Source organism: Burkholderia sp. BCC0398 (assembly GCF_902833245.1).
Classification (GTDB): Bacteria; Pseudomonadota; Gammaproteobacteria; order Burkholderiales; family Burkholderiaceae; genus Burkholderia; species Burkholderia sola.
The window spans coordinates 563034-575159 of the sequence record NZ_CADFEM010000001.1 but is presented as its reverse complement, the minus strand read 5'-3'; the positions used below and the strand labels follow the sequence as shown (position 1 = coordinate 575159).

The window sequence follows — 12126 nt, the reverse complement described above, 5'->3', positions numbered from 1 at the left end:
AAATTCTCTTTTGCCGTAGAATGTCCGACTTGTTTTGAAATTTGACACCTCGTCCATGGCGAAAACCGCATTCCCAGGCGCCACGCCGCCCGGCAACGGCACCGAACCGTTGCCGGACAATTACGAGATGGCGCTCGCGGAACTCGAGACGCTGGTTGCCCGGATGGAAGGCGGCGCGTTGAGCCTCGAGGATTCGCTGGCGGCGTATCGCCGCGGTGCGACCCTCGTTGCGTTTTGCCAACAGCAGCTCGAGAAAGTGGAGCAGCAGGTTCGCGTGCTCGACGGCGCGACGCTGAAGCCGCTTTCGTCCGGAACGGCCGCCACGGACGGCGAAGACGACGATCTATGACATTCGAACAATGGATGCGGTCCGTGCTTGACCGTGTCGAGGACGCACTCGGCCACTATCTGCCGGCTGAAACCGCGACGCCCGCGAAACTTCACGAGGCGATGCGCTATGCGGTCCTCGGTGGCGGCAAACGCGTTCGCCCGCTGCTGTGCCATGCAGCAGGCGAACTGACCGGCGCGACCGAAGCGGCGCGCAACGCGGCGGCGGCGGCGCTGGAGATGATCCACGTCTACTCGCTCGTGCACGACGACATGCCGTGCATGGACGACGACGCGCTGCGTCGCGGCAAGCCGACCGTGCACGTACAGTACGACGAACCGACGGCGCTGCTGGTCGGCGACGCGCTGCAGTCGCAGGCGTTCGTCGCGCTGACCGATGCCGATGCGCTGTCGCCGGTGCAGCAAGCGGCGCTGGTGCGCGAGCTGGCGCTCGCGAGCGGCTCGATCGGCATGGCCGGCGGGCAGGCGATCGACCTGGCGAGCGTCGGCCTGAAGCTGACGCGCGAACAGCTCGAGACGATGCACCGGATGAAGACGGGCGCTTTGCTGCGCGCGGCCGTGCGGATGGGCGCGCTGGCCGGCGAGACGCCGTCGGCGGAAACGATGGCCGCGCTGGATGTTTACGCGGGGGCCGTGGGTCTGGCCTTTCAGGTCGTCGACGACATTCTCGACGTCACGACCGATTCGGCGACGCTCGGCAAGACGGCCGGCAAGGACGCGGCGAACGACAAGCCGACCTATGTATCGATCCTCGGTCTCGAGGCGTCGCGCGAGCTGGCAGCGCAGCTGCGCGCCGAAGCGCACGACGCGCTGAAACCGTTCGGCGCACGCGCACAGCGTCTCGCCGAACTTGCCGACCTGGTAGTGAACCGGGTCAGCTGACGCGAAAGCCCGCCGCCGCGCACACGCTACGGTGCGTGCAAAAGAATGCGGGCGCGTTTGATTTCCTACAATGGAACGACGATGTACGACTTGCTGAAAACCATCGACGACCCGGCGGATTTGCGCCGCCTCGATCGTCGCCAACTGCAACCGCTCGCGGATGAACTGCGCGCGTTCGTGCTCGACAGCGTGTCGAAGACGGGCGGCCATTTGTCGTCCAACCTCGGGACGGTCGAGCTGACGATCGCGTTGCACTACGTGTTCAACACGCCGAACGATCGCATCGTCTGGGACGTGGGTCACCAGACCTACCCGCACAAGATCCTGACGGGCCGCCGCGACCAGATGCACTCGCTGCGTCAGCAGGACGGCATCTCGGGTTTCCCGCGCCGTTCGGAGTCGGAATACGACACGTTCGGCACCGCGCACTCGAGCACGTCGATCTCGGCCGCGCTCGGGATGGCGATCGGCAGCCAGCTGAATGGCGACGACCGCTTCTCGATCGCCGTGATCGGCGACGGCGCGATGACGGCCGGCATGGCGTTCGAGGCGATGAACAACGCGGGCGTGTCCGAAGATGCGAAAGTGCTCGTGATCCTGAACGACAACGACATGTCGATCTCGCCGCCGGTCGGCGCGCTGAATCGCCATCTCGCGCGCCTGATGTCGGGCCGCTTCTATGCGGCCGCGCGCGCGGGCGTCGAGCGCGTGCTGAGCGTGGCGCCGCCGGTGCTCGAACTCGCGCGCAAGCTCGAGGAGCACGCGAAGGGTATGGTCGTGCCGGCCACGCTGTTCGAGGAATTCGGCTTCAACTACATCGGCCCGATCGACGGTCACGATCTCGATTCGCTGATCCCGACGCTGCAGAACATCCGCGAGCTGCGCGGCCCGCAGTTCCTGCACGTGGTGACGAAGAAAGGCCAGGGCTACAAGCTCGCCGAAGCCGATCCCGTGCTCTATCACGGCCCCGGCAAGTTCAATCCGGCCGAAGGCATCAAGCCGTCGACCACGCCTGCGAAGAAGACGTACACGCAGGTGTTCGGCGAGTGGCTGTGCGACGAAGCCGAGCGCGATACGCGCGTGGTCGGCATCACGCCCGCGATGCGCGAAGGCTCGGGCATGGTCGAATTCGAGAAGCGCTTCAAGGATCGCTACTACGACGTCGGCATCGCCGAGCAGCATGCGGTGACGTTCGCCGGCGGTCTCGCGACCGAAGGGCTGAAGCCCGTCGTCGCGATCTACTCGACGTTCCTGCAACGTGCGTACGACCAGCTGATCCACGACGTCGCGCTGCAGAACCTGCCGGTCGTGTTCGCGATCGACCGCGCGGGCCTCGTCGGCGCGGACGGCGCGACGCATGCGGGCGCGTACGATCTCGCGTTCATGCGCTGCATCCCGAACATGACGATCATGGCCGCATCCGACGAGAACGAATGCCGCCAGATGCTGCACACGGCGCTGCAGCAGCCGAACCCGACCGCGGTGCGCTATCCGCGCGGCGCGGGCACGGGCGTGGCGACGGTGAAGGAATTCACCGAGATCCCGCTCGGCAAGGGCGAAGTGCGGCGCCGCACGTCGCAGCCGGAAGGCAAGCGCGTCGCGATCCTCGCGTTCGGCACGATGGTGGCGCCGTCGCTCGCCGCTGCCGAGGAGCTCGATGCAACGGTCGCGAACATGCGCTTCGTGAAGCCGATCGACGCGCCGCTCGTGCGCGAGCTCGCCGAAACGCACGACTACGTCGTCACGGTCGAGGAAGGCTGCGTGATGGGTGGCGCGGGCTCGGCCTGCGTCGAAGCCCTGATGGAGAGTGGGGTTATCCGACCCGTACTACAATTGGGCCTCCCTGACCTGTTCATCGATCATGGCGACCCCGCGAAGCTGCTGTCGCAATGCGGCCTCGACGGCGCGGGCATCGCGAAATCGATTCGCGAACGCTTTCTGAATCCGGCGGCCGATGTCGCCGGTCAGGCGAAGCGCGTCGCGTAAGCTGACGCCGCCCGTGGGCGGCGTCGGTGCGACTGGCGCAACCGGTCTTCATTGATGCGGAAAACATGGGCCTGCGGGCCCATGTTGCTTTTCCGGCCGCCGCATGATGCGGCGTGCGCGTCGTCGGACGCGCGGCTTACAAGGATTGAACAAATGAACCAGATGAATCCCGCCTTCGTGATGCCCGACGTGCAGAGCACGGTGGATATCCGTCAGATCCCGATTCAGCGCGTGGGCGTGAAGGCGGTTCGGCATCCGTTGACGGTGCGTACCGAAAGCGGCGACGTGCAACCGACGGTCGGTGTCTGGAACCTCGACGTCCGTCTGCCGGCCGATCAGAAGGGCACGCACATGTCGCGCTTCGTCGCGCTGCTCGAAGAGAATCGCGCGCCGCTGACGGTCGAGCGCTTCCGCGCGATGCTCGCATCGATGCTCGTGAAGCTCGAAGCCGAGGCCGGCCGCATCGAAGTCACGTTCCCGTACTTCGTGAACAAGACGGCGCCGGTGTCCGGCGTGCAGAGCCTGCTCGACTATGAAGTGACGCTCACGGGCGAAAGCCGCAACGGCGACACGCGCGTGTTCCTGAAGGTGCTCGTGCCGGTGACGAGCCTGTGCCCGTGCTCGAAGAAGATCTCGCAGTACGGCGCGCACAACCAGCGCTCGCACGTGACGATCGATGCGGAGCTGGCCGCCGATCTGCCGGTCGAGGCGCTGATCCGCATCGCGGAAGAGGAAGCGTCGTGCGAACTGTGGGGGCTGCTGAAGCGTCCGGACGAGAAGTTCGTCACCGAGCGTGCCTACGAGAACCCGAAGTTCGTCGAGGATCTCGTGCGTGACGTCGCGCAACGTCTCGATGCGGACGAGCGCGTGATCGCGTACGTGCTCGAAGCCGAGAACTTCGAGTCGATCCACAATCACAGCGCGTATGCGCTGATCGAACGCGACAAGCGGCACGCTGCATAACGTCGCGGCGTTTTGTCGCGCCCATGACGAAGGCCGCTCGGAACCGAGCGGCCTTTTCGTTTTCTGTCTGGGGCGTCGCGTGGCGCGATTCAGCTTGCGAGCGACGCGAGATCCCAGCGCGGCTTCACCGTGAATGCGTAATCGGCATTCGCCTGTTCAGGCCAGCGGCCGAGCCGCAGCGCGCCCGCGAGCGCGATCATCGCGCCGTTGTCGGTGCACAGTGCGAGATCGGGGTAGTGCACGTCGAAGCCGCGCTTGGCCGCGGCCGCCGACAGGGCCGCGCGCAACTGGCGGTTCGCGCCGACGCCGCCCGCGACCACGAGGCGCTTGAGCTTCGTCCGCTTCAGCGCGGCGAGCGATTTCGCGACGAGCACGTCGACGGCCGCATCGACGAAGCCGCGCGCAAGATCGGCCTTCGCGCGTTCGAGTGCTTCGCCGTCGAGCTTCGCCGCTTCGAATTTCTTCATCTGCGTGAGCACGGCCGTCTTCAGGCCGCTGAAGCTGAAGTCGAGATCGCCCGAATGCAGCATCGGGCGCGGCAGCACGACCGCGCCCGGCGTGCCCGTTTCGGCGAGCTTCGATACTTCGGGGCCGCCCGGGTAGCCGAGGCCGATCAGTTTCGCGGTCTTGTCGAACGCTTCGCCGGCCGCGTCGTCGAGCGTTTCGCCGAGCGTCTCGTACACGCCGACGTCGGTCACGCGCATCAACTGCGTGTGGCCGCCGGAAACCAGCAGCGCGACGAACGGGAACGGCGGCGGCGCGTCGACCAGCAACGGCGACAGCAGGTGGCCTTCGAGATGATGGATGCCGACGGTCGGCTTGTTCCACGCGAGCGCGAGCGCATTCGCGATGCTCGCGCCGACCAGCAGCGCGCCGGCGAGGCCGGGGCCTTGCGTGAACGCGATCGCGTCGATGTCGTCGCGGCGCGTGCCGCTTTGCGCCATCACTTCCTCGAGCAGCGGCAGCGCGCGGCGGATGTGGTCGCGCGATGCGAGCTCGGGCACGACGCCGCCGTATTCGCGGTGCATCGCGATCTGCGAATGGAGCGCGTGCGCGAGCAGGCCGCGCTGCGTGTCGTAGAGCGCGAGGCCGGTTTCGTCGCAGGAGCTTTCGATGCCGAGAACGAGCATGGGTGAGGGCAGGGCGCGCCGATTCGGACGCGCCGCGGGTAGGTCGACGTAACCCGAAATTATAGCAGGCGGGGGCTCGCCGCCGCCGCGGGCGGCCCGGGCCCGAGGCCGGGCAGGTACAATCCGCGCCATGGAAACTTATGACATCGCCGTGATCGGCGCGGGCGCCGCCGGCATGATGAGCGCCGCGGTCGCCGGGCAGCTCGGCCGCCGCGTCGTGCTGATCGATCACGCGCCGCGGCTCGCCGAAAAAATCCGCATCTCGGGCGGCGGCCGCTGCAACTTCACGAACCTGTACGCAGGGCCCGACAACTACCTGTCGTCGAATCCGCATTTCGCGCGCTCGGCGTTGGCGCGCTATACGCCGCGCGACTTCCTCGGGCTGCTCAAGCGCCATCACGTGACCTGGCACGAAAAGCACAAGGGCCAGCTCTTTTGCGACCACGGCAGCGACGCGATCATCGACGTGCTGAAGCACGAGTGCGACGCGGGCGGCATCGCGTGGCGCCGGCCCGTCGTCGTCGACGCGGTGCGCCATGCGCCGGCCGACGGCTTTACGCTCGACACGCAGCAGGCCGGCCCGATCGGCGCACGCGCACTGATCGTCGCGACCGGCGGCCTGTCGATCCCGAAGATCGGCGCGACCGACTTCGGCTACCGGCTCGCGAAGCAGTTCGGCCACAAGCTCGTCGATACGCGGCCCGCGCTCGTGCCGCTGACGTTCGCGCCGCAGGACTGGGCGCCGTTCGCGCCGCTGTCCGGCGTATCGCTCGAAGTGCGCGTATCGACCGGCGGCAAAAAGCGCGGCGGCGAATTCGTCGAGGACCTGCTGCTGACCCATCGCGGGCTGTCCGGGCCCGGCATCCTGCAGATCTCGAGCTACTGGCAGCCCGGCGATCCGATCCGCGTCGACCTGCTGCCGCAGCGCGACACGGTGGCCGACCTGCTCGACGCGAAGCGCACGTCGAAGCGCCAGATCGGTTCGCTGCTCGCCGACTGGGTGCCGTCGCGCCTCGCGCATGCGTGGCTCGATACGCATCGCGTCGCGGCCGACGCGCGGCTCGCGGACCTGCCCGACAAGACGCTGCGCCAGATCGGCGACGCGCTGTCCGGCTGGACGCTGACGCCGAACGGCACCGAGGGCTACAAGAAGGCCGAAGTGACGAAGGGCGGAGTCGATACGCGCGAGCTGTCGTCGGCGACGATGATGAGCGCGCGCGTGCCGGGGCTCTTCTTCGTCGGCGAGGCGGTGGACGTGACGGGCTGGCTCGGCGGCTACAACTTCCAGTGGGCATGGGCGTCCGGCACGGCGGCCGGGCAGGCCGCGGCGGAGTATGCGCGAGGCGCCTGACGCGCCGGCCGGCACGGTTCTGGCGGGGGTGGGGTCCGTGCCTTTGACCCATCGCTCTGCTATACTCGGTAGTCTTTCCCTGCAAACCTTTATTCGTGTCGGATCATGACGATCATTCGCGTTAAAGAGAACGAGCCGTTCGAAGTTGCAATGCGTCGCTTCAAGCGCACGATCGAGAAGAATGGTCTGTTGACCGAGCTTCGTGCGCGTGAGTTTTACGAGAAGCCGACCGCAGAACGCAAGCGCAAGAAGGCCGCTGCGGTGAAGCGTCATTACAAGCGTATTCGCAGCCAGACACTGCCGAAGAAGCTGTACTGAACGATTGGGCGCCGCGCGGTTCACTGAGCGGCGCACCGGCGACTCCGTGCGATCGGGTCCGGTCGCGCAGCCGATCAGGCGGCGAGTCGCCGATGCCGGATTCGAGCAACCCGCTTGAGACACTGTCCCAAGCGGGTTTTTGTGTTGACGCCCATTTGCGGGCGTCGGTTTCACGTTTCCATCCCGGGTGAAAGATGAGTTTGAAAGAGCAGATCAGCGAAGACATGAAGGCCGCGATGCGCGCGAAGGAAAGCGAGCGCCTGGCAACGATTCGCCTGCTGATGGCCGCGATCAAGCAGCGCGAAGTCGATGACCGGGTCACGCTCGACGACGCGGGCATCACGGCCGTGATCGACAAGATGATCAAGCAGCGCAAGGATTCGATCAGCCAGTTCCAGGCGGCCGGCCGCGACGATCTGGTTGCGAAGGAGCAGGCCGAGCTGGCCGTGCTGGGCGGCTACATGCCCGCGCAACTGTCGGACGCCGAAGTGGCGGCCGAGGTCCAGGCGGCGGTCGCGCAAACCGGCGCAGCCGGCCCGCAGGACATGGGCAAGGTGATGGGCGTGCTGAAGGGCAAGCTCGCCGGCCGTGCCGACATGACGGCCGTTTCCGCGCAGGTCAAGGCCGCGCTCACGAAGTAAAACCCGTTCCCGGCGCGCCCAGCGATGCGTGCGCCGGGCGTCGTATTGTCTTTTTTCGCTCGATCCCACGGTGATTCCGCATTCGTTCCTGCAGGATTTGCTGAACCGCGTCGATATCGTCGACGTGGTGGGCCGGTACGTGCAGCTCAAGAAGGGCGGCGCCAACTTCATGGGGCTGTGCCCGTTCCATAACGAGAAGAGTCCGTCGTTTACCGTCAGCCCGACCAAGCAGTTCTATCACTGCTTCGGTTGCGGTGCGCACGGCACGGCGATCGGCTTCCTGATGGAACACGCGGGGCTCACGTTCCCGGAAGCCGTGCAGGAACTCGCGCAATCCGTCGGGCTGACCGTGCCGCACGAGCCGTCGATGCGCGGCGGTGGGGGCGGAGGCGGGGGCGGCGACTATCCGGCGCCCGTGTCGAAATCGGTGGCGACCGCGCTGTCCGACGCGATGACCGCGGCGTGCGACTACTACCGCAAGCAGTTGCGCGGCGCGACCGTCGCGATCCAGTACCTGAAGAACCGGGGCCTGACCGGCGAGATCGCCGCGCGCTTCGGTCTCGGCTATGCGCCGGACGGCTGGCAGAACCTCGAAGCCGCGTTCCCCGACTATCGCGACGAGTCGCTTGTCGAGGCGGGGCTCGTGATCGTCAGCGAGAAAACCGACGCGCAGGGTGTCGCGCGCCGCTACGACCGGTTCCGCGAGCGGATCATGTTCCCGATCCGCAACGTGAAGGGGCAGGTGATCGGTTTCGGCGGCCGCGTGCTCGGCAGCGGCGAGCCGAAGTACCTGAACTCGCCGGAAACGCCGCTGTTCAACAAGGGCAGCGAGCTGTACGGGCTGTTCGAGGCGCGGCTCGCGATTCGCGAGCGCAAGTACGTGCTGGTCGTCGAAGGCTACATGGACGTCGTCGCGCTCGCGCAGCTCGGCTTTCCGAACGCGGTCGCGACGCTCGGTACCGCGTGCACGCCGATTCACGTGCAGAAGCTGCTGCGACAGACCGACACCGTCATTTTCAGTTTCGACGGCGATTCGGCCGGGCGGCGCGCGGCCCGGCGCGCGCTCGAGGCCTGCCTGCCGCATGCGGGCGACAACCGGACGATCCGGTTCCTTTTTCTGCCGACCGAGCACGATCCGGACAGCTACGTGCGCGAGTTCGGCGCGGACGCGTTCTCCGAGCAGGTCGAACGCGCAATGCCGCTGTCGCAATTTCTGTTGAACGAAGCCATTGCCGGCAAGGCGCTCGATCAGCCGGAAGGCCGCGCGAAGGCCCTGTTCGATGCGAAGCCGCTGTTGCAGGCGCTGCCCGCGAACGCGTTGCGCGCGCAGATCATGCACATGTTCGCCGATCGCCTCGATATCCCGTTCGAGGAGGTCGCGGCGCTGTCGGACGTCGATACGCGTATCGCGGCGCCGCCGCGTCAGGCGCCCGCGCGCAGCGAGCGGCGTCGCGTGACGGACAGCGAAAAGCGCGCGCTGCGCACGCTGGTAATGCATCCGCGCATCGCATCGCAGCTCGACGACGAACAGATTGCGACCCTGCGCGCGCTGCCGCGCATCGGCGAATTGTTCGCGGAAGTTGTCGATCATGCGCGTGCGCTGGGCGACGGCGCGGAGTTCCGGCTGCTGTCGGATGTCCTGAGGACGTCCTCGAATGGGGCGACTTACGAGGAAATCTTCCGCGAAATTCTGGACTATGATGAAAACGTCCGCGATTTGCTGTTACAGAATCCGGAAGACGAGACGGTGCCCGAACGGCAGCGTGAGCAGGAGCGGATTGCGGGGGAGGAGCTGCAGGCAGCTGTGCTCAAGATGCGCTACGACGCCTGCTGCGACCGGCTGGACAGGCTGGCGCGGCAATCCACCTTCACCCCCGAGGAACTGGCCGAATTGACGGAATTGAACCAGCAGCGAACCGACATGAAGCGTCGGCTCGGGCTGTAGGCGGCCGGGGCGCTTAGAGAGGGCTCCCCAGCGTGCTATAATATAAGGTTTCCAGCGGTTTGTTTTCCAAGCAGAGGCGAGAATCGCGATGGCAAAGACGACAGGCGGAAAGAAAGCAACGGGCAAGGGCTCGACGGAGCCGACCAAAAAGGTCACAGCGGCCAAGTCTGCTTCTTCCACCAGGACAACGTCTTCAGCCACGTCAGCCCCTGCAGGAAAGAAAACCGCGGCCGGCACTGCTCAGGCTGCGCCGGCGCCGGCAGCCAGAACACGGGCTGCCGCCAGACCCGACTCCGGGCCGGCCAAGCCGGCGGCGAAGCGGGCAAGTGCGAAAAGCGCAAGGGACACGACTGCCGACGCGGACGAAACGGCAGTACGTACTACTCATGCACCCACGGTTCAACCGGCTGTCGTCCAGCAGCCGCGAGTCGATATAGCCGGTACGGCGAACTCCATGACCAAAAAGCTGAACGAAGTATCCGTCGAAGACGACGCAAATCAGAGCGACGAGCAGCCCGCAGCCGCGGCTGCACCGGGCAAGTCCAAGGTGCGCGATCGTCGCGCCAAGGAAAAGGCGCTGCTGAAGGAAGCGTTCGCGACGAGCACGCCGGGCACGGCCGAGGAGCTCGAAGAGCGCCGCGTGAAACTGCGCGCGCTGATCAAGCTCGGCAAGGAGCGCGGCTTCCTCACGTACGCCGAAATCAACGACCACCTGCCGGACAACTTCACCGAGACCGAAGCCCTCGAGGGCATCATCGGCACGTTCAACGACATGGGCGTGGCGGTTTACGAGCAGGCGCCGGACGCGGAGACGCTGCTCCTGAACGACAACGCGCCCGCCGCGTCGTCGGACGATGAAGTCGAGGAGGAAGCGGAAGTCGCGCTGTCCACCGTCGATTCGGAATTCGGCCGCACGACCGATCCGGTCCGGATGTACATGCGCGAGATGGGCACGGTCGAGCTGCTCACGCGCGAAGGCGAAATCGAGATCGCGAAGCGGATCGAGGACGGCCTGCGCCACATGGTGATGGCCATCTCCGCGTGCCCGACGACGATCGCCGACATCCTCGCGATGGCCGAACGCGTCGCGAACGAAGAGATCCGCGTCGACGAGCTCGTCGACGGCCTGCTCGATCCGAATGCTTCGGACTCCGCCGATACGGACGGCTTCTCCGCGAAGGAAGCGGAAGCCATCGAGAACGAGGATGAGGAAGCCGAAGAGGAAGAGGAAGAAGAGGAAGAGGAGGAAGACGACGGCGCCGCGCAGGCATCGGCGAACGCCGCCCAACTCGAAGCCCTCAAGCGTGCGTCGCTCGAGAAGTTCTCGCAGATCAGCGAGTGGTTCGACAAGATGCGCCGCGCGTTCGAGAAGGAAGGCTACAAGTCGAAGGCCTACCTGAAGGCGCAGGAAACGATCCAGACCGAACTGATGACGATCCGCTTCACCGCGCGTACCGTCGAGCGTCTGTGCGACACGCTGCGTGCGCAAGTGGACGAAGTGCGTCAGGTCGAGCGTCAGATCCTGCACATCGTCGTCGACAAGTGCGGCATGCCGCGTTCGGAATTCATCGCACGCTTCCCGGGCAACGAGACGGATCTCGACTGGGCGGAGAAGATCACCGCGGAAGGCCATTCGTACAGCGCGGTGCTGTCGCGTAACGTCCCGGCGATCCGCGAACAGCAGCAGCGCCTGCTCGACCTGCAGGCGCGCGTCGTGCTGCCGCTGAAGGACCTGAAGGAAACCAACCGCCAGATGGCGGCCGGCGAACTGAAGGCACGTCAGGCGAAGCGCGAAATGACCGAGGCGAACCTGCGTCTCGTGATCTCGATCGCGAAGAAGTACACGAACCGCGGCCTGCAGTTCCTCGACCTGATCCAGGAAGGCAACATCGGCCTGATGAAGGCAGTGGACAAGTTCGAATACCGTCGCGGCTACAAGTTCTCGACCTATGCGACGTGGTGGATCCGTCAGGCCATCACGCGCTCGATCGCGGACCAGGCGCGCACGATCCGTATTCCGGTTCACATGATCGAAACGATCAACAAGATGAACCGCATCTCGCGGCAGATCCTGCAGGAAACCGGTCTCGAGCCGGATCCGGCCACGCTCGCCGAGAAGATGGAGATGCCGGAAGACAAGATCCGCAAGATCATGAAGATCGCGAAGGAGCCGATCTCGATGGAAACGCCGATCGGCGACGACGACGATTCCCATCTCGGCGACTTCATCGAGGACACCAACACGGTCGCGCCGGCGGATGCCGCGCTGCATGCCAGCATGCGCGACGTCGTGAAGGACGTGCTCGATTCGCTGACGCCACGCGAGGCGAAGGTGCTGCGGATGCGTTTCGGTATCGAGATGAGCACCGATCACACGCTCGAGGAAGTCGGCAAGCAGTTCGACGTCACGCGCGAGCGGATCCGTCAGATCGAGGCCAAGGCGCTGCGCAAGCTGCGTCACCCGAGCCGTTCCGACAAGCTGAAGTCGTTCCTCGAAGGGAACTGATTTCCAGCGTCTCTGCCACGAACGCCGCCGGTGTCCGCATGATGCCGGTGGCGTTT

The 12126-nt window shown here is 65.9% G+C and carries 10 protein-coding genes; 9 read left to right on the top strand and 1 reads right to left on the bottom strand.

Annotated elements, in window-relative coordinates:
- Window positions 1-55: 55 nt before the first annotated feature.
- From HWX76_RS02510 to folE2, 4 genes are all read left to right on the top strand, one after another.
- Complete coding sequence (locus HWX76_RS02510) at window positions 56-349, top strand: exodeoxyribonuclease VII small subunit (RefSeq protein WP_176015436.1); 294 nt, start codon at window positions 56-58, stop codon at window positions 347-349.
- Complete coding sequence (locus HWX76_RS02505; protein ID WP_050011336.1) at window positions 346-1230, top strand: polyprenyl synthetase family protein; 885 nt, start codon at window positions 346-348, stop codon at window positions 1228-1230. The genes HWX76_RS02510 and HWX76_RS02505 overlap by 4 nt, the downstream gene beginning before the upstream one ends.
- An 81-nt stretch (window positions 1231-1311) precedes the next feature.
- Window positions 1312-3216 carry a 1-deoxy-D-xylulose-5-phosphate synthase gene (gene dxs / locus HWX76_RS02500; protein WP_176015435.1) on the top strand — a complete coding sequence of 635 codons (1905 nt, stop codon included), beginning with the start codon at window positions 1312-1314 and terminating at the stop codon, window positions 3214-3216.
- A gap of 153 nt (window positions 3217-3369) precedes the next feature.
- Window positions 3370-4179, top strand: a complete 810-nt coding sequence (folE2, locus tag HWX76_RS02495) for a GTP cyclohydrolase FolE2 (RefSeq protein ID WP_050011334.1) — start codon at window positions 3370-3372, stop codon at window positions 4177-4179.
- 89 nt (window positions 4180-4268) lie between these two features.
- Here the strand turns inward: folE2 and tsaD are convergent, their stop codons facing one another.
- Window positions 4269-5309, bottom strand: coding sequence for a tRNA (adenosine(37)-N6)-threonylcarbamoyltransferase complex transferase subunit TsaD (gene tsaD, locus HWX76_RS02490; protein ID WP_050011333.1), 1041 nt, complete (start codon window positions 5307-5309; stop codon window positions 4269-4271).
- Between the two features lie 121 nt (window positions 5310-5430).
- Here tsaD and HWX76_RS02485 point away from each other — a divergent pair, with 121 nt between their 5' ends.
- The 5 genes from HWX76_RS02485 to rpoD all read left to right on the top strand — a co-directional run bounded on the left by HWX76_RS02485 (window position 5431) and on the right by rpoD (window position 12070).
- Complete coding sequence (locus HWX76_RS02485) at window positions 5431-6660, top strand: NAD(P)/FAD-dependent oxidoreductase (protein ID WP_279612882.1); 1230 nt, start codon at window positions 5431-5433, stop codon at window positions 6658-6660.
- Between the two features lie 105 nt (window positions 6661-6765).
- The gene (gene rpsU / locus HWX76_RS02480; RefSeq protein ID WP_006479415.1) at window positions 6766-6978 is read left to right on the top strand and encodes a 30S ribosomal protein S21; all 213 of its coding nucleotides are present in this window, start codon (window positions 6766-6768) and stop codon (window positions 6976-6978) included.
- A 194-nt stretch (window positions 6979-7172) separates the two neighbouring features.
- Window positions 7173-7619 (top strand): GatB/YqeY domain-containing protein, encoded by a 447-nt coding sequence (locus HWX76_RS02475; RefSeq protein WP_050011331.1) that lies wholly within the window; start codon window positions 7173-7175, stop codon window positions 7617-7619.
- A 70-nt stretch (window positions 7620-7689) separates the two neighbouring features.
- Window positions 7690-9564: a DNA primase gene (gene dnaG, locus HWX76_RS02470; protein WP_124553982.1), complete on the top strand. Its 1875-nt coding sequence runs from the start codon at window positions 7690-7692 to the stop codon at window positions 9562-9564.
- A gap of 88 nt (window positions 9565-9652) precedes the next feature.
- Window positions 9653-12070, top strand: a complete 2418-nt coding sequence (rpoD, locus tag HWX76_RS02465; protein ID WP_080334133.1) for an RNA polymerase sigma factor RpoD — start codon at window positions 9653-9655, stop codon at window positions 12068-12070.
- Window positions 12071-12126 lie beyond the last annotated feature (56 nt).